This is a genomic window from Pseudarthrobacter phenanthrenivorans, assembly GCF_036455295.1.
GTDB lineage: Bacteria > Actinomycetota > Actinomycetes > Actinomycetales > Micrococcaceae > Arthrobacter > Arthrobacter phenanthrenivorans_C.
The window spans coordinates 289,505-310,850 of record NZ_JAYXNX010000002.1 but is presented as its reverse complement, the minus strand read 5'-3'; the positions used below and the strand labels follow the sequence as shown (position 1 = coordinate 310,850).

20 protein-coding genes are annotated in these 21,346 nt (G+C 64.5%); 13 read left to right on the top strand and 7 right to left on the bottom strand.

Features of this window, described 5'->3' with window-relative positions:
- Positions 1-72: 72 nt before the first annotated feature.
- The 3 genes from VXJ37_RS03815 to VXJ37_RS03805 all read left to right on the top strand — a co-directional run bounded on the left by VXJ37_RS03815 (position 73) and on the right by VXJ37_RS03805 (position 3,425).
- A complete protein-coding gene (locus tag VXJ37_RS03815; RefSeq protein WP_331321725.1) occupies positions 73-321 on the top strand; it encodes a hypothetical protein in 249 nt (82 codons plus the stop codon).
- 197 nt (positions 322-518) lie between these two features.
- Positions 519-2,414, top strand: coding sequence for an APC family permease (locus VXJ37_RS03810; RefSeq protein ID WP_331321724.1), 1,896 nt, complete (start codon positions 519-521; stop codon positions 2,412-2,414).
- A gap of 300 nt (positions 2,415-2,714) precedes the next feature.
- Entirely contained in the window at positions 2,715-3,425 is a 711-nt protein-coding gene (locus VXJ37_RS03805) for an aspartate/glutamate racemase family protein (RefSeq protein WP_331321723.1), read from the top strand.
- A gap of 790 nt (positions 3,426-4,215) precedes the next feature.
- On the opposite strand, the gene VXJ37_RS03800 is transcribed toward VXJ37_RS03805, so the two are convergent.
- The 3 genes from VXJ37_RS03800 to VXJ37_RS03790 form a co-directional block, all read right to left on the bottom strand.
- Positions 4,216-5,595: an MFS transporter gene (locus tag VXJ37_RS03800; protein ID WP_331321722.1), complete on the bottom strand. Its 1,380-nt coding sequence runs from the start codon at positions 5,593-5,595 to the stop codon at positions 4,216-4,218.
- A 215-nt stretch (positions 5,596-5,810) separates the two neighbouring features.
- Positions 5,811-7,991, bottom strand: a complete 2,181-nt coding sequence (locus VXJ37_RS03795) for an amylo-alpha-1,6-glucosidase (protein ID WP_331321721.1) — start codon at positions 7,989-7,991, stop codon at positions 5,811-5,813.
- Positions 7,992-8,196: 205 nt separating this feature from the next.
- Entirely contained in the window at positions 8,197-8,751 is a 555-nt protein-coding gene (locus VXJ37_RS03790) for a hypothetical protein (RefSeq protein ID WP_331321720.1), read from the bottom strand.
- 334 nt (positions 8,752-9,085) lie between these two features.
- Between VXJ37_RS03790 and VXJ37_RS03785 the strand changes: the two genes are divergently transcribed.
- Both VXJ37_RS03785 and VXJ37_RS03780 read left to right on the top strand, forming a co-directional pair.
- The gene (locus VXJ37_RS03785; protein WP_331321719.1) at positions 9,086-10,294 is read left to right on the top strand and encodes an aspartate transaminase; all 1,209 of its coding nucleotides are present in this window, start codon (positions 9,086-9,088) and stop codon (positions 10,292-10,294) included.
- A 49-nt stretch (positions 10,295-10,343) separates the two neighbouring features.
- Positions 10,344-11,039 (top strand): 4-carboxy-4-hydroxy-2-oxoadipate aldolase/oxaloacetate decarboxylase, encoded by a 696-nt coding sequence (locus VXJ37_RS03780; protein WP_331321718.1) that lies wholly within the window; start codon positions 10,344-10,346, stop codon positions 11,037-11,039.
- A gap of 167 nt (positions 11,040-11,206) precedes the next feature.
- On the opposite strand, the gene VXJ37_RS03775 is transcribed toward VXJ37_RS03780, so the two are convergent.
- Both VXJ37_RS03775 and nac read right to left on the bottom strand, forming a co-directional pair.
- Positions 11,207-11,449, bottom strand: a complete 243-nt coding sequence (locus VXJ37_RS03775) for a hypothetical protein (protein WP_331321717.1) — start codon at positions 11,447-11,449, stop codon at positions 11,207-11,209.
- Between the two features lie 122 nt (positions 11,450-11,571).
- Complete coding sequence (gene nac, locus VXJ37_RS03770) at positions 11,572-12,531, bottom strand: nitrogen assimilation transcriptional regulator NAC (RefSeq protein ID WP_331321716.1); 960 nt, start codon at positions 12,529-12,531, stop codon at positions 11,572-11,574.
- A 393-nt stretch (positions 12,532-12,924) separates the two neighbouring features.
- Between nac and VXJ37_RS03765 the strand changes: the two genes are divergently transcribed.
- The 8 genes from VXJ37_RS03765 (at position 12,925) to VXJ37_RS03730 (ending at position 19,850) form a co-directional block, all read left to right on the top strand.
- A complete protein-coding gene (locus tag VXJ37_RS03765) occupies positions 12,925-13,710 on the top strand; it encodes a LamB/YcsF family protein (RefSeq protein WP_331321715.1) in 786 nt (261 codons plus the stop codon).
- A 2-nt stretch (positions 13,711-13,712) separates the two neighbouring features.
- A complete protein-coding gene (locus tag VXJ37_RS03760) occupies positions 13,713-14,444 on the top strand; it encodes a 5-oxoprolinase subunit B family protein (protein WP_331321714.1) in 732 nt (243 codons plus the stop codon).
- Positions 14,441-15,454 carry a biotin-dependent carboxyltransferase family protein gene (locus tag VXJ37_RS03755; RefSeq protein ID WP_331321713.1) on the top strand — a complete coding sequence of 338 codons (1,014 nt, stop codon included), beginning with the start codon at positions 14,441-14,443 and terminating at the stop codon, positions 15,452-15,454. Before VXJ37_RS03760 ends, VXJ37_RS03755 begins: the two co-directional genes overlap by 4 nt.
- A 142-nt stretch (positions 15,455-15,596) precedes the next feature.
- Positions 15,597-16,352, top strand: a complete 756-nt coding sequence (locus VXJ37_RS03750; RefSeq protein WP_331321712.1) for an SDR family oxidoreductase — start codon at positions 15,597-15,599, stop codon at positions 16,350-16,352.
- 69 nt (positions 16,353-16,421) lie between these two features.
- Positions 16,422-17,393 carry a 2-hydroxyacid dehydrogenase gene (locus tag VXJ37_RS03745; protein ID WP_331321711.1) on the top strand — a complete coding sequence of 324 codons (972 nt, stop codon included), beginning with the start codon at positions 16,422-16,424 and terminating at the stop codon, positions 17,391-17,393.
- On the top strand, positions 17,390-18,160 hold the full coding sequence (locus tag VXJ37_RS03740; protein ID WP_331321710.1) for an SDR family oxidoreductase: 771 nt from the start codon (positions 17,390-17,392) through the stop codon (positions 18,158-18,160). The genes VXJ37_RS03745 and VXJ37_RS03740 overlap by 4 nt, the downstream gene beginning before the upstream one ends.
- Positions 18,160-19,230: an L-idonate 5-dehydrogenase gene (locus VXJ37_RS03735; protein ID WP_331321709.1), complete on the top strand. Its 1,071-nt coding sequence runs from the start codon at positions 18,160-18,162 to the stop codon at positions 19,228-19,230. Before VXJ37_RS03740 ends, VXJ37_RS03735 begins: the two co-directional genes overlap by 1 nt.
- A complete protein-coding gene (locus VXJ37_RS03730; RefSeq protein ID WP_331321708.1) occupies positions 19,227-19,850 on the top strand; it encodes a gluconokinase in 624 nt (207 codons plus the stop codon). Before VXJ37_RS03735 ends, VXJ37_RS03730 begins: the two co-directional genes overlap by 4 nt.
- Before the next feature lie 199 nt (positions 19,851-20,049).
- Here VXJ37_RS03730 and VXJ37_RS03725 read toward each other — a convergent pair whose 3' ends face one another.
- Positions 20,050-20,361: a 4a-hydroxytetrahydrobiopterin dehydratase gene (locus tag VXJ37_RS03725; RefSeq protein ID WP_331321707.1), complete on the bottom strand. Its 312-nt coding sequence runs from the start codon at positions 20,359-20,361 to the stop codon at positions 20,050-20,052.
- A gap of 252 nt (positions 20,362-20,613) precedes the next feature.
- Positions 20,614-21,336 carry a GntR family transcriptional regulator gene (locus VXJ37_RS03720; protein ID WP_331321706.1) on the bottom strand — a complete coding sequence of 241 codons (723 nt, stop codon included), beginning with the start codon at positions 21,334-21,336 and terminating at the stop codon, positions 20,614-20,616.
- Between the last annotated feature and the right edge of the window lie 10 nt (positions 21,337-21,346).

Sequence of the window (21,346 nt, the reverse complement as noted above, 5' to 3'; positions counted from 1 at the left end):
AAATGGTGCTGCCTGTCCGCCCGATAGGCAGCACCATTCTTCTTACCTGGACGAACTGGAAATGTGAGACCAATGCCTGAGCAGGATCAGGACGGATCGAACCTGCCACTCTTCTACGATCCCTTAGCGCACGCCCCGGCCACGGATCTGGCTACGACAGTTGGCGAACGGACCCGCACGCCGGCCGCCGGAAAGCGGCGCGGCTCCTTCCACAATAAGCCCCGAAAAATCCGGGTTAACCAAGTCGTGGACGACCTCACGCAGTTGGCACTCCTCAGCGAAGCCCTCCATGCCGCGTCCCAGGGCCGTCATTTCTCATGAACCCGAGACGTTCCCGGCGCACAGGTCATTCGCATGCCGTGGACCGCGCGACCTGTCCAACCCAGCCGAAAGAACCGGCCGGGTAAGCGCACAGAACAAACCCGCCGGCAAGCAAACACGAAGCCGAATCGGCCGCGAAGGCCCATCCATCGCAGGAGACCAGGAAGCGCTGGATACTGGTACGACGAAGGAGTCACATGGACACTCGAAAGACACCCGCGCCCATAGGGGAGGCTTATGAGGCGAGCGATGCCCAGCTAAAGAAGCAGATCGGGCTTTTCGGCCTGATCGCGCTGGCTGTCAGCCTTCAGATCGGTTCCGGCTGGCTCCTGGCCACCCTCGCCGCAGCAAGTATCGCCGGCCCCTCCTCGATTATCACCTGGGTACTGGGCGCGGTCTTCTTCGGCGTCATTGGAGCGGCATGGATGGAGCTGGGAACCATGCTGCCGCGTTCGGGCGCAGGCGTCCGCTACCCCAGGCTCACCCACGGAGCATTCCTGAGCTGGTTTAACGGGTGGGGTTACCTGATTGCCGCGTTGGCACTGCCGGTTATTGAAGTACAGGCAGTCCTCACGTACGTCGGTGGAAACTGGCCGGACCTCGGACTCCTGACCGAAAGTGACGGGACGATGATCCTGTCATGGCCCCGGGGAATAGTGGCAGGTTTCGGGCTCCTGATAGTCTTCTTCATTCTCAATTCCTTTGGCGCGAAGGTCTTGAGCGAGTCGAACAAATACATCACTATTTGGAAGCTCGTTATCCCACTCGTGACAGCCGGGCTGATGTTCTTCGCCTTTTCTTCCGCGAACTTCACCATCGGCGGCGGGTTCGCCCCTCAAGGTGCAGGAGCTATCCTCGGTGCCCTTGCCAGCGGCGGCATCGTGTTTGCCTACTCCGGTCTCCGCCAGATTCTCGACTTTGGCGGTGAGGCAATCAATCCTCAACGGAATATCCCGATCGCCATCGTGGTCGGAGGGCTCCTGATTCCCCTCGTCATCTATGTACTTCTGCAGATCGGATTCGTAGGAGCCGTGAACTGGAGTGCGGCCAACGTGGCGCCGGGGGACTGGCATGCCCTCCTTGGAAGCCATTGGGCCTCAGCACCGTTGCTCAACGCGGTCACAGCCGCCGGATTCGCGTGGTTCTCCGTGGTCCTCCTTTCGGACGCAGCACTCTCGCCCATGGCGACAGGCTGGGTGTGGCTGGGCATCGGCGCCCGGTCCACCTACTCCATGTCCGTCAACGGGGAGCTGCCCAAAGCGCTCCAACGCATCAACCGGTTCGGCACCCCCATTGTCGCCCTGGCAATATGCACAGCCCTGGGAATGTTCTTCTTCTTCCCGGCCCCAAGCTGGTACTCCTTCGTTGGCCAGGTTTCCATCGCTCTGACACTCAGTTACCTCATGGGCGGACCCGTACTGGTCGTGCTGCGACGCACAGCACCCGAACTCCCACGCCCATTTCGGCTCAAGGCCGCCACCTTCTGGGCCCTCGCCGGATACGTGGCCAGCCTGCTGTTGATCTACTTCGCAGGCTGGGTCTCCCTCATCAACCTCTTCACTGTCGTATTCTTCGCGCTTCCGCTCTACGGCGGCTACGCAAGCGTCCGGAGCGGTTGGAGCCGCCGTCTGCCCAGTTGGCTGCTCTCCGTGGGGTTCACCATTGCGTGGATATGGGTAGCCGCGGCTGGGGGATGGTTGTTCACCCGCAACCAACAACAGACCCAAGGCTCATGGCCTTTCCCCATCTACTTCAGCGCCATGGTCTTAGTCGCCGGTGTATTTCTCGGCGGCCTCTACCTGTCCAGCAACGCGAAGGGGCGGGGACACATTCGCGGCGGTATATGGATAGTCGTCACCTTCCTGGCAACTCTGCTCGTCGCATACTACGGACAGTTCGGACCCCTCAAGGAGCCCGCGCTCGGAAACCAAACCGACATCATGATCATGGCGTTCGTTGCCATCGGTACCTTCATCTGGTCTGTTCGGGCAGGCGGCCCAACAGAGGAACTTGCCGCCCTGTTGACCGCTGAGAATCCAGGCTCCAACAGAAGCCTTCCTCGTCCAGCGGCGCGCTCTGTCCCGCTGCCTTAGCGCCTTGAAAATCCGAGGCAGGCAGCGCTGGGAGAACGTCGTGCATCTCTTAGGGCCAGGATCAATGCTGTCGTGTCCGTTAGTCCCGGAAGTTCAGTCGGCAGGGATATCGTCGTAGGGTATGGAAGCTTTGCTCTTGGGCGGAGAACGTCGAGTAATCCAAACACGGTATGTGACTTCGAATGTGGGGAGAATGTCATAGTCGCCGCCTGCACCGTGATTGAACCCCCCGCGCCCCGTTTCTCATGGACGACCTCAAGAGCATCATGATCACCTGTCTCGACGACTAGGAACATCCCTATGAGCAAGAAAATCCCTGGCCTCATCGGCCTGGCACCCCAGACAAACTGTGTCTACTACCTCGAGATGACCCGTACGGCGATGGATGCGGACCCCACTCAAACCCCCAACTCACTGCTGTGGACGATCGATTTTGAAGCAGCCGCCCGCTCCGTTGGTGCAGGAGACCTCGATGCGCTGAATGCTTTGCTGGTCGATGCCGGCACGCACCTTGCTGCAGGAGGGGCAGACTTTCTGGTGCTGACTTCCAACACAAGCCATAGTGCTGTACATGCTCTGGAAGCGCACACACGTTTGCCCGTCTTGGATATCCGACTCGTAGTGGCCCGTGAGCTGCAGCTTCGTCGGGTGCAGCGTGTGGGGATCCTCAGCACCAGCCTCACACGATCAGCAGGTCTGTATGAGGAAGTGCTGGCATCGGCTGGTTTCAGCATCGAATACCCCGACAGTTTAGCCGCCACGCACATCGACCAGGTGATTTTCAACGAGCTCGTAAAAGGAATCACCGACGGCGAGGCTTCCGCCGTCCTCAAACACGCCGCGGATCAGTTGCGTGACCGCGGCGCGCAGGCCATCCTCCTGGCATGCACTGACATGACTATTGTCGCGGACCAGCTCACAGACTCCGACATCGTCGACACCACAACTCTGCACGCCAAGGCGGCGGGAGCGTATATCTCTAGCGAAGACGCGGATGTAATAACTTCCTGAACTGCCAGGTCCTCACCTAAGACCCGGGCAAGGATGTTTCAAGGCTTAACACCCGTGTCAAGGTAGGCGATGGTAGTGCTTTAGGCATCGGTGCTGCCCTACCGAGTCATTGTCTGGTGGTGCGTTTTCCCAGGGCGGTCGGATGCCCGCTGCCGCAATTCGGATGGTGCGTGCCCATACTCCTGCCGGAACGCGCGGGCGCGCGAACCGTCTTGACGCCCGTACTGATAACAGGCCCTGCTAAAGCTCCGCATTGCTTGGGCAGCGCGGTCCTTTCTGGCTGCCGCTGCCTGATTGGAGAGCGTTCGACTCAGCGAAGTCACCAATGCCGGAGCGCATGAGGTTTCGCAATGGGGCCAGTCGTCGCCGGTGAAGACCAGGCTTTCTTTCACGCACTCGACGCGGAAGCCTCCGCGTGCGAGGCACTGGATGGGTGAGCTACGAAGGTAAGCTCCGGTCCGCGCAACCGGGTCCAGGGAGTGCACTCCACGGACGTCCCCGTCGCGGGCGAACCGCAGCATATCGGCGAGCTGTGGTTGCAAGCGTCCTTGCCGGCCATCGCCTGGACCAACAGGAACTCCTCGGCTGGAAACCGAAGTACCTAGGCTTCTCCAGCGACCCGGCGGGCTTTACGAGGGGACACGAAGACCTCTTAGGCGTCGGCTGTGTGTAACAACCAGCAACCTAAGAGGTCTTCACGTGTTCATTATGGAATCAACGTCCTGACCGATACAGCTAGTGCGCGATCAGCTCAGGGGCGATAACCCGTTACTTCTGCATTCCAAGCTAACTAACCAGCGAGACCGTGCGTAGCCGTGCTTGGGGACACGGTCGCGGCAGTGAGGACGGCGGTCTCCTGCTCGCCTTGCTGCACTTCGTCGAGTTCCTTGAGCGTGTACTTTTTGGTCTCTTTGGCGGTGAGGGCTGAGATTCCTGCCAGGACCATGAAGCCGAGCGCGACCATGGACGGTCCGACCCAATCTTTCAGGTCGGGGCCAGCGAGTGCTGTAGAGAGAACCGGGCCGATGACGCCCGAGATGGCAAAGCCAATCTGGGTGCCAAGGGCGAGCCCGGAGACGCGCAGCCGGCCGGGGAACATCTCTGCGAAGAACGAGGGCCAGGACGCGTTCACCATGGAGTAGAAGAGGGAGTAGTTGATGATGCCAAACAGGAAGATCAGCGACCAGTTGCCGGTCGTAATCGACCAGAGATAGGGCACCATTGTGATGCCTACGCCGCCCGTTGCGACGAGGAACATCGTTTTGCGACCGATCTTGTCCACAAGGAATCCTGCCAGGGGCGTGATTCCGAGGGCGATCACTGCCGAGACGGTGGTCGTCAGGAGCATGGTCGGCTTATCCAGCTTGTATCCTGCGGTACCGAACGCCACCGAGAAGGTCTGCATCATGTAGCTCGTGCCCGCGATGAGCGCGCAGAACACGATCCGCAGCACCGCGCGCCAGTGGAAGCGCAGAAGGTGCCTGAGGGGCGCGACGTTCACCTTGGCAACCTGGAGCTTTACGAACTCCGGCGGCTCCTGGATGTGGCGGCGGATCAGGTAGGCAGCGACGACCACGACGGCGGAGGCCCAGAACGGAAGCCGCCAACCCCAGGTCAACAACTGCTGCGAGGGCATAGCGGCGACAGGGATGAAGACCAGCAGGGTGAGCAGCGTGCCGGAGGAGGAGCCCAACGTGGTGAAGCTCGCAAGGAAACCGCGACGGCCCTCGGAGGCGTGCTCCAGGCTCATGGTGATGGCACTGGGCTGCTCGCCGGAAAGGCACAGTCCTTGGATGACGCGGATCAGCACGAGCAGGATCGGAGCAAGGGGACCGATTTGGGCGTACGTGGGCAGGCACCCGATCAGGAAGGTGCAGCCGCCGATGCCGAACAGTGTGATCATCATGACGAATTTGCGGCCACGGCGGTCACCCAGTGGCCCCAGGATGAGGGAGCCGAGGGGGCGTACCGCGTAGCCGACCGCGAAGGTGATCATGGCGAGCAGCACGCTGATGCCCTGGGGCAGCTCGGGTGAAAAGAAGAGCACGTTCAGAACCAACGCCGACGAGGTGCCATACACCGCGAAGTCGTAGTACTCCAACGTCGTGCCGATCCAGGCCGCGACTGCGGCCCTGACCGGGGTCTTCCTGGGAAGTGAGGTTTCTGTCATTTCGTCTCCATTGGTGATGGGTGAACACCGGTTGCCGCTGCACCTGGGCTCTCGGAAGTGGATCTCAAGTGGAATATCCGGTTAGTCCTGCTGTGAGCTCTTTCGCATGTCGTTTACGGCTCTGCGGACCGGCCCCAGACATCAAGTTAACGTTTGCGGTGTGGGTCACACAAAGTCCCTTTTTATGTACCTACATAGCGATTCGTTATGGACCTTTAACGAAGAGGGTCTGATGTGGGGCGACTATTTCCACGACGCCGTACCGCTTCCGCAACCAGCTCGGACATCCATGGTCGGTGGCCACGGTGAAGAACCATCCCCGGGGGTAGTCCCTTGATGGACGGGACGGAGCCGGCAATGTCGATGGTGATGCGGCCGTTGCCAAGCGGGGCGTTGGAGAGGTGAAGGTCCCCGAAGGACTGGGGGAGGACGGGATCGAGCCAGACTCCACCGGCAGACACGACCGGGTCGTAGCGCATCAGGCTGGACACGATCTGGATGGGTGCGGTGGCTGCCCACGCCTGAGGCGAGCAGGCGGTGGGGTACGGAACGGGAGTGGCGAGGTGGTCCCGGCTGAAGCCGCAGAACAGTTCCGGGAGGCGGCCGTCGGAGAACTCTGCCGCGTCCATTATCCCGGTGGCGATTCTCTGCGCTTCGGCGACGAAGCCGTAGCGGAGGAGCCCGGCGACGATGATGGCGTTGTCGTGGGGCCAGACGGACCCGTTGTGGTAGCTGGCCGGGTTGTAGGCTCCCATGTTGCTGGCCAGAGTGCGTACGCCCCAGCCGCTGAACATTTCCGGTGACATCAGGTGCGCGGCGACGTCCGGGGCCTTGTCTTCGTCGATCAGGCCCTGGAGCAGGCAGTGCCCCATGTTGGAAGCGCAGGCATCGACCTGCCGTTTCCTGCCGTCAAGTGCGACGGCGTAGTACCCGCGCTCGGGGATCCAGAATTGCTCGTTGAACTGCTTCTTCAGCCGGGCCGCGCGGTCTGTGAGGTCGTCGCCCAAGGCCATATCGCCGGCGTCGTAGGCCAGCCATGCCCGTGACAAATAGGCGACGTACACGTAGGCCTGTACCTCGCAGAGCGCGATGGGCGGCTCGGCCAGGGTGCCGTCGGCAAAATTGATGCCGTCCCAGGAGTCCTTCCATCCCTGATTGATCAGCCCCTGGTCGTTTAGCCGCTGGTACTCAACGAAGCCGTCACCGTCCTTGTCGCCGTAGTTCACGATCCAGTCCAGTGCGCGGTCGGCGTGGGGCAGCAGGGCCTTGATGGTGTCCGCCGCGAATCCCCACCGGCTGACCGCCCCAAGCACCATCAGGAACAGGGGAGTGGCATCCACACTGCCGTAGTAGTTCGACTTGCCACCCAGTGACAGGCCGCTGGAGACGTCAAGGCGGACCTCGTGGAGGATCTTGCCCGGTTCCTCTTCCGTCATCGTGTCCACCACGGTGCCCTGGCGGTCGGCGAGGGTCTGGAGTGTGCCCAAGGCGAGCGAGGGGTCCACCGGCATCGCCATCACCGAGGCCCACAATGAGTCCCTTCCGAACAGGGTCATGAACCAGGGCGCGCCGGCGGCGACGACAACGCGCTCCGGATGGTCGGGGTCCTCGATCCGAAGAGCGCCCAGGTCGTCATAACTGCGGCGCAGGGTCCGTTCCACCGAGCGGTTGGCCACCTGCAGTACGGGGATCTTCGCAACCCACTCCCGGCGGCGACGGTCTCGGGGGGACAGGCTATCCCCCTCGGAATGGGCGAAAGCCGGTGCGTGGGCACCATCGTCGGTGGGCAGAACGGTCAGAACTGTGCTCCATTGCCCATGAGCGGGTACGGACACCCGATACTGGACGGTGTTACCGGAAATGTCGGCACCAGGTACGCGGATAGCGGTGCCTTTGCGGACGTCCTGCCAACTGCCCCGAATGCTGAGCATCCCGTCCTCGGCTTCTCGTGTTTCCTCCCACCGTCGCCGGATACGTGCCTCCTTCACCTCGAAGAGGTCCGCGTAGTCGGCCCCCGTTTCCAGAACGATGAGGCACTCAGCCGGCTCCTGGGAGTAGTTGTGGACGGTGAGCTGCTCCTGGAGGCCGGCCCCGACCTCCCGCAGCCGTTCCACTATAAGTGGGCTGTCCGCGTAGCCGTCGGACCGGGGGATCCTTGCAACAAATGCGGCACGGAACGGCTCCTTTGTCTCCGCTGTGAGTGGTTCAAGCCCCTGTCCATCCACTGTGAGTCGCCAGGTTGAAAGGATCCTGACGTCGGCCACGAAGAGGCCGTGCGGACGATCGGCGTGAATGTCCCCGTTGGACGACGAAATACAGAAGGATGAGCCCTCGACCAACGTCACAGAGCCAGCCCCTAGCGGACCGGCCGCCGTATCCGCATTCCACCCCGCCATTCTGGCCTCCTCCGCGACTACCGAAGCGGCGCACAAGCAAACACCATGCTTACGGCGGCCTCTTCGAAAAGACGCTACGCTCGGTTGCCGGTCGCCGCCAGAGCGGAGACGCGAAGCCAAGCCGGAACTCCTCCGCGCCAGTGTCGGCAAGGGACGACTGGTCGGAAGGCGGCCGGCAGCGGATCAGCCGGGAGGATCATTGCGGCTAGGCCACACGCAAGCCGACGCCTCTGGTCACTTTGCGGATCTCGTCGGACTTCAGGCCGCTTGCCCCGGCAAGTTGGTAATCGTCAAGGAGCCGGGATTTCCTGGCCAGGGCCAGTACCTGCGCTCGTTCTTCTTCTGCGGCGCTCCGGGCGCCTTCGGCCACGGCCAACTCGGAAACCAATCCCGCAATGACGTGAAGATGACCGCTCCGGCTTTGGCCGGACGGGTACAGCTCGCCGCGTGCCCGCGCGGCAGACCGGATACTGGCTGCAGGCAGGCCGGCGGCCTTTGCGACGGCGGCAACCTTCACGCCGTCGCACACGGCCTGGGCAACGCAATCACCCAGCTCGGCGGTGAGGGCACGCACCCGGCTGGACCGGAGCGCGATGGACGTCCGCAGCTCGGCCAGCGTGGCGAGGGCTTGTTGGGCGCGTGCAGTGTCGGGGTCCGGCTTCAGGACGCCCCGGTACCGGTACGCTCCTACGCCGGCCCCGCCCCTCCCGGTTCCGCCCGTACGCGCAGGTATTCGTTCCTGAATCTCTCTACCGGGCACCTTTGCTCCTTGTCTCCGTTGGTGGTGTTTCCATGCCGACGCGGCTTCCCGCCGGAAGGGGTACCTTTCCCGCGGTTCGTCCCGGCGGCCTGGAAGGAACGTGCCGGGGGCCGGCCCTGTGCTTTCCTCAGGTGTCTGCACCCTGCAGGCTACGCCGCGGGCAAGCCCGGGAGGCAATACCGAAAGTGCGTGGAGCAATACGCCAAAGTTCTGGCCTGCTCCGTCATAAGGCCTGCTTATCTGTCCACGCACTTTAGGTCTTATCCAAGAGGGCAGCTCCTTCCCTAGGCTCGAATGAACCACCCTCATCCGTACCGGAAGCCTGGAAGAGACCATGCCTGAATTCGTGCCCGCATCACGCGTAACCCGTATCAAATCCTCACCCAGCGTTGCCGCGGCGGCCCGCGTGCGGGAGCTCAAGGCCGAGGGACGCCGGATCCTGGACCTGACGGTCGGCGAGCCGGACTTCGATACACCGCAGCACATCAAGGACGCTGCCATCGCAGCCATCGGCCGCGGTGAAACCAAATACACATCAGTCACCGGAACGCCCGAACTGCAAAAGGCCATCCTGCAGACGCTGCAGCGAAAAACCGGCCAGCAGTACGCGCCCGGCGAGATCACCATCGGCGGCGGCGGCAAGCAGGTCATCTTCACCGCATTCATGGCAACCCTCAATGCAGGTGACGAGGTCGTGATCCCGGCACCGTACTGGGTCTCCTACCCGGACATGGTGCTCGCCAACGAAGGAACCCCCGTCATCGTCTCCTGCGGCGAGGAGACGGGGTTCAAACTCACCCCGGAAGCCTTGGCAGGGGCGCTGACGGAGCGCACCAAGTGGGTCATCCTCAACACGCCCTCCAACCCCACAGGAGCTGTCTACTCCCGCGGGGAACTGGCCGCGTTGGCCGCCGTCATCAAGGACCACCCTGCCGTCCACGTCCTCACCGATGAAATCTACGACGAGATCCACTTCGGCGGCGAACCCATCACCAGCCTGGTAGCCGTCGCCCCTGAGCTCAAGGACCGTGTGCTGGTTACCAATGGCGTCTCCAAGGCCTATGCCATGACCGGATGGCGGCTGGGTTATGCCGGCGGACCGGCGCCCCTGGTGGCCGCCATCAACAAGCTGCAGTCCCAGATGTCCTCCTGCCCGTCCTCCATCAGCCAGGCCGCCGCCGCCGAGGCACTCGGCGGCGACCAGGCATTCGTCCGCGAAAGCGTGGACGTATACCGCGAACGGCGCGATGCGGCAGTCTCCGCGCTGAACGCCGTCGAGGGCCTGCAGTGCACGACGCCGGAAGGCGCCTTTTACGCGTACGTCAACTGCGCCGGGGTTATCGGCAGGTCGACGCCCGATGGCAGGCAGATCGCCAACGACGAGGACTTCACGCTGTACCTGCTGGAAGCGGCGTCTGTTGCCGTCATCCAGGGTTCGGCGTACGGACTGAGCCCCTACTTCCGGATTTCCTACGCCACCGGGCTGCCGGTGATCGAGGAATCCATCGCTGCCATCGAAAAGGCCGTCAACGCACTGGTCTGACAAGCACCCCATCCCGGTTCCCACGCTTTCCAACAACAGGAGCACCCCCATGATCCACGTCAAAACGAAATTCGACCGGCCTTCCGAAGATGCCGTCCAGCGGCTTTCCAAGTTCTCTTCCGCCACAGTGCATGAAGCACAGGGCCGCAAAGGTGCCCTGAGTTCGAAGATCAAGCCGATCGACCGCAGCATGTCCTTCTGTGGCCCCGCCGTCACCGTGGTCTGTGCGCCGCGGGACAACCTGATGCTGCAGGTGGCCATCCATTACGCGCAGAAGGGCGACGTTGTCCTGGTGGCAGCCGGTGAGTACGAGGAAGCCGGAACGTTTGGCGACGTGCTGGGCAACGCCATGAAGGCGAAAGGCCTGGCCGGCATGGTCACGGATTCTGGTGTCCGAGACACCAAAGACCTGATTGAACTTGGGTTGCCGGTCTTCTCCGGCAGTGTCTGCATCAAGGGGACCGTCAAGGAAACCATTGGCCCCATCAACCATCCCCTGGTGTTCGGGGACGAAATTGTCTACCCGGGCGATGTCCTGCTCGGGGATGCCGACGGTGTGGTGGTGGTCCGCAAGGATGAGATCGAGGACGTCATCAAGCTGTCGCAGGCACGCGTGGACGCTGAGGACGACCTCATCCGCCGCTACAAGGAAGGCGGCACCACCATCGAGTTGTGCAAGCTGACCGATGTGCTGAAGGCCAAGGGTCTGCTGGTGGAGGACCCCGAACTGGAGCCTGCGCTCTAGCCCCACACCCATCGATTGCTCCGTACTTGTCAATTTGCGCCCTCATAACGACGAGTACGGAGCAATCGATGGGGTTAAACCACGAGGCCCGGGTTCCTTTCGGAACTCCGGGCCTTCTCGTCGCTGTCTCTTGGACGCCGTCGGGTTGTGCGGTGGTTCAAGCCACCTCAGTTCATCCCGGGAAGAAGGTACGCCGGCGGCCCCACCTGGGCGTCGTCCAGGTACCACATGGTGGACCCCCGTTTGCCCGGCGGCATCATGCTGCCCTCGAAAACAAACACGGGATCCGAGGCAGCGCCCTCTTCGGCCCGCCAAAATCCGTTGGTGGGGCAATGCGAACCGGTGCTGGCCTTCAGCTGGATCCTTCGTTCCGAGGATTTCCGGTATTGCAGGCTGGTGATCTTTTTCATGGCTGGGCTCCAGGGAATTTATTGCCACGGTATCGCCTTCGGCGAAACCTTTATGGCTTTTATCCTAGGACCCTTCCAATTCTGAGGATAAGACTAATGGAGCGTGACCTGATAAGGGCCGCTTATGAAGCATCCGTCGCCGCGGAAGATCCGGTGGATAGCGGCTGGTATTTGCTGCGCAGAATTTCCTGGAGCATTTCTTTCAGTACCAGCAGGACGGCGGAACCGGCCTCGGAGAGGGGCTCGTGGTCCGGGGTGCACAGTGCGATCTTGCACTGGAGGGCCGGTTCGGTGATGCGCAGCACCCGGAAGTCCTCCTCGTGGAACAGGGCATCGGCGGCCGACTTGGGCAGGATGGTCGCACCCAGGTCGCTGCGCAGCAGCCTGGTCAGGGAAGGCACCGATTCCACTTCCCCCACCAGGCGCAGCGTGAGTCCCTTGCTGTCGAAACCGGCCTCCACTACTTGGCGCAGGGTGTGGATCCGTTCTGGCAGGAACAGGCCCAGGGTGGCCGCCGCTTCCAGGGTGATGGTGCCGGCCCCGGGATCCACCGGAAGCTCCCGCGCGGCGTTGACCACCAGGTACAGGTCCTCCACGATCAGCGTGGTGAACTGCACGCCCCGGATGGGCCCGGGCTCGTAGATCAGGGCCATGTCCAGCCGCCCGTTCTTGATGGCCTCGCTGAGCACGCCGCCGTAAATCTCGGTCAGGTGCAGCACGATGTCGGGGTAGCGCCGCCCCACTTCGCGGATAATCCGCGGAGTGAGGCTTGAGGCCATGCTGTAGGGAGCGATTGCGATGGAGACGCGGCCCGACGGCGCCGCTCCTGAAGCAGCCACATCAATCCTGGCCTGCTCCACTTGGCGAAGGATGGTCTGCGCGTGCCGGTACAGGGTATGGCCGGCCGCTGTGGGCTCCACGCCCTGCTTGCTCCGGATCAGGAGCCGCTGCTTCAGCTCCGTTTCCAGGGCCGACACCTGCTGGCTCAGCGCCGGCTGGGCCACGTGGAGGGCGGCGGCCGCCTTGGTAATGCTTCCTGAGTCGACGATCTTCACGAAGTACGCCAGCTTCCGGGTGTCCATAGCGCTCCTCTTTTTCCGGCCGGGACGGCCCAGCATGCGGGGTCATACGTTGGCGCTATGGCGGGACAGGCATTACGTCTTTGTGTGATCCGGGTCCCGGGCATAGGTTAATTGCAGATGACCTTCCAATGATCAGAACATTCTATCCCCGCCCCAGCCATCGCCGTTTTTTATGGCGGCATATGTTTTGTGCATACGCCGGAAGCAGTTTATTGGAAGCGCCATTCGTATCGTCACGCAAATAGGGTCGCGTACATTCTTTGGACCGGAGCAATAGCGCCGGTGAAGGTCATAACTGTTCCCTATGGCGTGATACCGCATTCGTCTTTGTGTGGCTCATATCCCGATGCCACACTGATTTACACCCGCAGTACCAGCAGAGGAAGGCCCGCAATGCCCACAGTCGATCTCGTAGCGGATCTTGGTGAAGGTTTTGGCGCCTACTCGATTGGCGATGACAAAGCCCTGCTGGAGATCGTGTCCAGCGCCAACATCGCCTGTGGCTTCCACGCAGGGGACCCTGACATCATGGACGCCACTGTGGCCGAATGTATCCGAAGGGGAGTCGGCATCGGCGCCCATCCAAGCTTCCCGGATCTCCGCGGCTTCGGCCGCCGGGCCATGGACCTCACCGCTGACGAAGTCCGCACCGACGTCATCTACCAGCTGGGCGCCCTGTCAGCGTTTGCCGCCTACCACGGCGGTTCCGTCTCCCACCTCGCCCCGCATGGCCGCCTGGGCAACCTGGTGGCAACACGCGCCGATTACGCGGGAGCCGTAGCCGACGCCGCCGTGCGCGTGGATCCGGCCCTGATCATCCTGGCGCAGGACGGTGAACTCGCCACCGCCGCGGCCCATCGCGGCCTGCGGGTGGCCATCGTCGGCATCGCGGACCGCGCCTACCAGGATGACGGCACCCTGGTGCCGCGCAGCCAGCCCGGCGCCGTGATCCACGACCCCTCCGTCATCGTCGAGCGCACCGTGCGGATGGTCTGTGAAGGACTGATCAAGACTGCCTCCGGCAGGGACATCGCCATCCAGGCAGACACGGTGCTGCTGCACGGCGACAACCCGGGCGCCGTCGAACTGGCCCGCCTGATCCGCAGCGAACTGATCGCCGCCGGCGTCACCATCGCCCCGCTGGCACAGGTCCTCGGCGCAAAGCAAAAGGTTTCCTGACCATGGCCGCCACAACGACGACCAGCCAGACAACGCTGGACATTTACGAGTCAGGTGATGCTGCCCTGCGCGTGGTGGCACGGTCCGGTGACGCAGAAACCAATTGGGCCACGGTCCACTCCCTGGCCGGCTGGCTGGCCACGGCCGGCGTCGACGGCATTTACGGCGCCGTTCCCACCTACGATTCCGTCCTGGTGGAATTCGACCCCTACCTCACCTCTGCTCGGCAGGTCAGGGCGTTCGTCCTCCTCGGAATGCGCCAGTTGGACTTTGTGGGCACCACCCTGCGCGAGCCGCGCCGCTTCGAAGTTCCCGTGGTGTACGGCGGGGACTACGGGCCAGACCTGGACCGCGTGGCCGAACACCAGGGCCTGGACGTTGAGGACGTCATCGCCCGGCACACCGCCAAGACCTACGTCATCCGCTGCCTCGGAGCGCCGGCAGGATCCCCCATGATGGACGGACCAGACTTCCCGGTCCCCGTCCCCAGGCTCAAGGACCCGCGGCTGTCCGTTCCCGCCGGTGCCGTATCCGTGGCCGGACGCCAAGCAGTGATCGCGCCCGCAGTGGCACCGGGTGGCTGGTGCGTCATCGGCCAGACCCCCCTGACGGTCCTGGACGCAGCACGCGAACCCCTGGTGCCCTACGTCCCCGGCGATGAACTCCGCTTCTACCGCATTCCCGCCGAGGACTTCGGAAACTTCGCGGGGCAGTTCCTGGAGGCACGGCCATGACCGGTTCCCTGATCATCCTGCAGCCCGGACACTCCGTGGTCACGGACCTGGGCCGGACGAAGGGCCCCGCCTACGGCCTCCCCGTCAACGGCGCCCTGGACCAGTTTTCAGCCAAGGCCGCCAACATCCTCGCCGGCAACGAAGATAACGACCCCCTGCTGGAACTCACCGCGCTGGACTTCCGGATGCGCGCCACCACCGACCTGCTGATCGCCGTCACCGGTGCACCCCTGGACCTCACGGTGGGCGGCCGCGAGTGCCCGCAATGGGAGCCGGTGTCCGTCCGGGCCGGCGAAGTGGTGGCCGTTCGCGGAATCCGGACCGGGCTGCGGGCCTACGTCGCCGTTCACGGGTCCTTCACGGTCCCCAGCCTGCTGGGCAGCTGTGCCCCTGACACGGTGGTGGGTTTCGGATTGAAGCTCGTGGAGGGCTTCCGCCTGGAAACACGGAAGACCACGGCGCCCATCACCCAGCCACACTTTGGCCTGCCGCTGTTCCGGCTGGCAATCACCAAACCAGCCTTCACCACCAACCCGGTCATCGATGTCACCGACGGGCCGGACGTGGCGGAATTCGGGGACACGGCGGGCCTGTTGTTCACCACGCAGTACGCCGTGAGCCCGCGCAGCAACCACATCGGACTGAGGCTTGGTGGTGCCCTTCCCGAGCGCCAGCTCACCTCCGAAGTGCTCTCCCGCGGCGTTCCGGTCGGGGCCATCGAGGTCCCGTCCCGGGAGGAACTGCTGGTACTGCACCGCGGACGCGGCGTGACGGCCGGCTACCCTGTCCTGGCTGTGGTCACCAGCCGCTCCCTGGACCTCCTGGCGCAAGCCAGGCCGGGACACACCGTCACCTTCAGGAAGACAACCGTGGCGGAAGCAACAGCCACGCACCGCACAGCCTGCCTGGAACTGGAGAGGCTACGGCAGACCATCAACACAGTCTTCGGTCTCCTCGGGATCGGTGCCGGCCAGCGCTGGCACGAACTCAGCCCAGCGTCAGGGGCGTGAACATCATGAATGTTTATCCCACCGCCCAGGACCGCGCCCACAAACCGCTACTCGATCCCTAACCACTGCCAACCCGGAGCTACTACGTCCAGCCCACCGCCGGAGGTAAGTGCGCGCCCATTCCCACTTTTTGGAGTAACAAATGCCTTTTTCCGACTACACCACCGCCCTCGTCACCGGCGCGTCCACCGGCATGGGCGCCGCCATCGCCGAACGGCTGGCCAAGCGCGGCCTCACCGTCCACGCGGTGGCCCGCAACGAGGGACGCCTCGCTGAGCTGGCGGACCGGACGGGAGCCGTCCCGCACGTGGTGGACCTGACCGACACCGCCGCCCTGGCCGCCGTCGTCAATGACCTGAAAGTGGACGTCCTGGTCAACTGCGCTGGCGTCTCCCGTCCGGGCAACATCCTGGACTCCTCCGAGCAGGACATCGACGAACTGGTGGACGTCAACCTCCGCGGGCTGCTGCAGCTCACCCGGCTGGTCCTGCCCGGCATGGTGGAACGGGACCTCGGGCACGTGGTCAACATCAGCTCCATCGCCGGCACCTACAACTTCTACGGGCACACCGTTTACCACGCCACCAAGGCCGCGGTGCACCAGATCTCCCGGCAGCTCCGCAACGACACCGTGGGCAAGCGCATCCGTGTCACCGAAATTTGCCCCGGCCGCGTGGAAACCGAGATCTTCGGCCGCAACATGGGCGGCAGCCCCGAGGCCATGGAAGAAGCCTGGCAGACCTACTACGAAGGCTACGAGTCGCTTACCACCGACGACATCGTCAACGCCCTGGACTACGCCATTGAAACCCCGCGCCACGTGAATGTTGGCATGCTTGAACTCATGCCCACGTTCCAGGTTCCCGGCGGCCTGACCTTCGACCGCCGCGAGGACTGAATCCCAGTACATCCCGCGATGCCCACCGGGCACCGGACTTCCACACCGCCAACCCGATAGGCCCCACCGATGCAGTTGATACGTACCGTCAGTTTCCCCGAACCCCAGCTCCTGGCCGACCTGTCCCCGCTCCCGGAGGGACTGACGGGAGTGCTGTGGGACATGCAGGGCGCCCCGGACGAGGCCCACGGCAGCATCGACGGGGTCATCCTGCCGTACCTCAACGCCGGTGCGGTCCTGGCGAACCTGGACAAGGTGGCGGACCTGAAGTTCGTCCAGACCCAGTCCACCGGGTTCGACGGCGTCCGCGAGGCAGCAGGAGCGGGCGCCGCGGTGGCAAACGCCTCGGGCGTCCACGCCGCAGCCACCGCCGAACTGGCCGTGGGCCTCATCCTTGCGAAACTGCGGGGCATCGACCAGGCGGTCAAGGACCAGCAGACCGAAAACTGGGCACCGCAGCGCCGCCAGTCCCTGGCGGACCGCCGGGTGCTCCTCCTTGGCATCGGCGGCATCGGGCAGGAACTGGCCCGCAGGCTGGAGCCGTTCGAAGTGACCGTCACCCGGGTGGGTAGCACCGCCCGCACCGACGACCACGGCCAGGTCCATACCTCCGCCGACCTGGAAACCTTGGCACGGGAGCACGACATCCTGGTCTCCGTCCTGCCCCTGAACGACCACACCCACCACTTGGTGGGCACGGAAGTCCTGTCCGCCCTGCCCGACGGTGCGCTGGTGGTGAACGTGGGCCGCGGCGCCGTCGTTGACACCGAAGCGCTCACCCGGGAAGTGGTCTCCGGCCGCCTGCAGTGCGCCATTGACGTGGTCGATCCCGAGCCGCTGCCCGGCGGGCACCCGCTGTGGTCGGCGGAGAACGCCCTGATCACCCCGCACGTGGGCGGCAACGCCTCAGCTTTCGAGCCCCGTATCCTGAAACTCCTTAAACGCCAACTGGAAGCCCTGGCCGCCGGCCAAACCCCGGCGAACCTGGTCCAGCAGGGGCCTTTCGAGCAGGTCCCTTCCCGGCAGGGGCAGTCCGCATGAGCGCGCTGTTCGACCTCACCGGCCGCGTCGCCCTGGTGACCGGATCCAGCCGCGGCATCGGCTCCTCACTGGCCCGGGCACTGGCCGACGCCGGCGCCACGGTGGTCCTGAACGGCGTCAACCCGGAGCGGCTCAAGGAAGCCGAAGCCGCGCTCGCCGCCGACTTCCCGGCCGGCCGCATCGCCAGCGTCGCGTTCGATGTCACCGACGGCGAGGCTGCGGCCCACAGCGTCGCGTGGATCGAAGAGAACGTGGGTCCGCTGGAGATTCTGGTGAACAACGCCGGAATCCAGCACCGGGTCCCGATGCTGGACCTGGACGTGGCGGACTGGGAGCGGGTCATCTCCACGGACCTGACCAGTGCGTTCCTGGTGGGCCGGGAAGCCGCCCGCCACATGATAGGCCGCGGCCGGGGCAAGATCATCAACATCTGCTCGGTGCAGACGGACCTTGCCCGTCCCACCATCGCCCCGTACATTGCAGCCAAGGGCGGGCTGCGGAACCTCACCCGCGCCATGACCGCCGAGTGGGCCGCTTCCGGGCTGCAGATCAACGCCGTGGCCCCCGGCTACATCCACACCGAGATGACGCAGAACCTGGTGGACGATGAGGAGTTCAACTCCTGGATCCTCGGCCGGACACCGGCCCACCGCTGGGGCACCGTGGAGGACCTCGCCGGTCCTGTGGTGTGGCTGGCCTCTGACGGCTCCAACTTCGTGAACGGACAAACCATCTTCATCGATGGTGGAATGACGGTGGTGGTCTGATGCCTGCAATCACAGAAGAACTCCCGGCAACCGGGCCGGCCCTGGTGGCCCATGCCGCCGGGGACCTGCGCATCGACGAGGTCCCGCTGGCCCCGCCGGCCGAGGACCAGGCCGTCGTCGAAGTCCTTTACGGCGGCATCTGCGGATCGGACCTGCACTACTGGCTGCACGGCGCGGCCGGCGAGTCCATCCTGAAGGCACCCCTGGTGCTGGGCCACGAGATCTCCGGCGTGGTGGTCCGCGCCGCCGCCAACGGCCAGGGACCGCAGCCCGGAACCGCCGTCGCCGTCCACCCGGCCACGCCCGGGCCGGGCGAGGCCCGGTACCCCGCAGACCGGCCCAACCTGTCGCCGGGCTGCACCTACCTGGGCAGTGCCGCCCGCTACCCGCACACCGACGGCGCCTTCAGCCGGTACGTCACCCTTCCGGTGCGGATGCTGCGGCCCCTTCCGGACGGCATCGACCTGCGCACGGCCGCGCTGGTGGAACCGGCGTCCGTGGCCTGGCACGCAGTCTCCCGCGCCAGGGACGTCCGTGGAAAGAGCGCGCTGGTCATCGGCTCCGGACCCATTGGTGCCCTGGCCGTCGCCGTCCTCAAGCGTGCCGGCGCAGCGCACATCACCGCCGTCGACCTCCATCCCAAGCCCCTGGAGATCGCCATGGCCGTCGGCGCGGACCACGTGATCAACGCCGCGGACATCGCAGCCATCGCCGCCGTGGAGGCGGACGTGGTGATTGAGTCCTCCGGCAACCACCACGGCCTGGCCTCAGCCATCCGCGGCGCGGTGCGCGGCGGGACCGTGGTGATGGTGGGGTTGCTGCCCACCGGCATGCAGCCGGTGCCCATCTCACTGGCCATCACCCGCGAGCTGGACCTCAAGGGCTCCTTCCGCTTTAACGACGAAATCGACGAGGTCATCGCGGCGCTGGCCGACGGGTCACTGCACATCGGCCCGGTCATCACGCACCAGTTCCCGCTCGCCGACGCCCTGCACGCGTTCGAGGTGGCCAAAGACTCCACCAGCTCCGGCAAGGTCCTGCTGAGCTTCGGCGATGGGGAGGTCCAATGAGCGGGCGGCTACCTCCGCTGGTGGTGATGGGCGTCTCCGGCTGCGGGAAGTCCACCGTCGGCGCCCTCCTGGGGCAGCGACGGGGCATGCCGTTCTTGGACGGGGATGATTTCCATCCAGCAACGAACAAGCAAAAGATGGCCGCCGGGGTTCCACTGACGGACACGGACCGGGAGCCATGGTTGGCCCGGTTGGGGGAGTTGCTTGCAGGGAAGGGCGACGGCGGGGCCGGAGTCCCACCGATTGTTGCCTGTTCCGCGCTGAAGCGCCGGTATCGGGACCTCCTGCGCAGCTATGCACCGGAAGTTGTCTTCGTCCACCTCACCGGCACTGCGGCAACAATCGGCGCCCGGATGGACGCGCGCTCCCACGAATTCATGCCGCGCGCACTGCTGGAGTCCCAGTTCGCCGCCCTTGAGGACCTGGAATCGGACGAAGCTCACGTGCTGGGCGACATCACGCAGCCGCTGGACCTCCTGGTGGAGTCGCTGGAGCTGAAGTTGAAGCCGGCGGATGGGGTTGGGCCGGAGGTAACGCTTCCGATAGCTTCCCTCCCCGGTTCAAGACGCCCAAATCCGCGACGCGGGACAAGCTACCTCTCCCGGGACCGCACAAGCTGACTCGAACGGTTCCCAGCCGATGATCAGTTCGAGCGGCTTCGGTTGGTCAACGGCGAAGTTACGAAACCCCTGAGTGCTCCGCCAGGAATGCAAAAGGCCGAGCCGCTCTCGTTGCCTGTAGACCCCCCGATTATGAAGATTCCGCCAAGGCCGCTTAGTGCGTTGACGAAGCGTTCGCCGCCTGCCCGACGGCGGGGACTCACGCCGCGGTGGCGACGCCGAGGTCCGCGGCGTGGCGGCTGATGGTGCGGGCCAGGTCGATGTCGCGGCTGGTGATCCCGCCGGCATCGTGGCTTGAGAGGGTGACGCGGACCTCGGGGTAGGTGAGCGTGAGGTCGGGGTGGTGGTTGGCCGCCTCGGCGGAGGCGCCGATGCGGTTCACGAGTTCCAGCCCGGTGGAGAACTTCCGGGTCCTGAAGGTGGCGGTGAGGGTCTCGCCGGTCAGGTTCCAGCCGGTGAGCCCGGCTTGGGCGATCTCGGCGGGGGACAGCTTCCGTTGTGGATCAGTCATGGTGTCATCATGGCTCCGGATCCTCGCCGTGGGCTACCCCTGGGAGGCGCCACGCCTTTGCAGCCGTGCCCGATTTATGGACTCCAGGACATTAAATGTCGTTCCCAGTGGACCACGCGTGAAGGTCCCGCCGCTGCCCCGCACCATCCAGCGGCGGGAGTTCAACCAAGCCGCCGCGCCCGCCCTGAACCAAAGGAACCCTTCCTTGGCTGGGCCTGCTGCACCTGAAAAGCTGCTTATGCGGGGATGCTATTAAGAGAGACGTGCAACACTTCGGCGGGGGCGCCGTGCAGCGCCGTCGGAGAACAGCTCCGGTGTGGCTTCCTGGATCCGCTGGACGTCCTCGAAGACCGCGCGGAGATGCAGGCGCAGGCTGCTGTCCGCACGGGAGAGGTTGTTGGCTTCGAGCGCGTCCACCACGGCGGTGTGCTGCTCGATGAGGGTGGACACGGGGCGGGTGTCCAACAGGCTCATTCGGCGCGCCCGGTCCAGGTGTGCCTTGGCAGAGTTAACCGCGGCCCACGCGGACTCGTGCCCTGCCAGGCGCAGGAGTTCCCGGTGGAAGTCCTCGTCCAGCCGGAAGAATTCCTCCACGTCTCCGTGGGCATCCGCGTCGGATTGGGCCTGCAGGATGTCCCGCAGCCCGGTAACTCCCGCGGCGTCGACTGCCAGGTCCCGCAGCGAAGCGCATTCGATGGCCTCACGGACAAATTGGGCTTCGGAAACGCGCCCGAGGTCCACCAGCGAAACGAACGAGCCGATCTGGGGAAAGACCTGGACCAGGCCTTCTTCGCGGAGCAGGATCAGGCTCTCGCGGACGGGCGTCCGGCTGACGCCGAGTTCCTGAGCCAACTCGTTCTCAGAGAGGGGCTCGCCAGGGGGCAGCTGCAGGGAAATGATCCGCCGCCGGAGCGTCTCAAGGGTTTGGTCGCGCACCGAAAGCCGGGGTGAGGCGCCTCTTTTGTCCGTTGCCATGCGTTCAGTC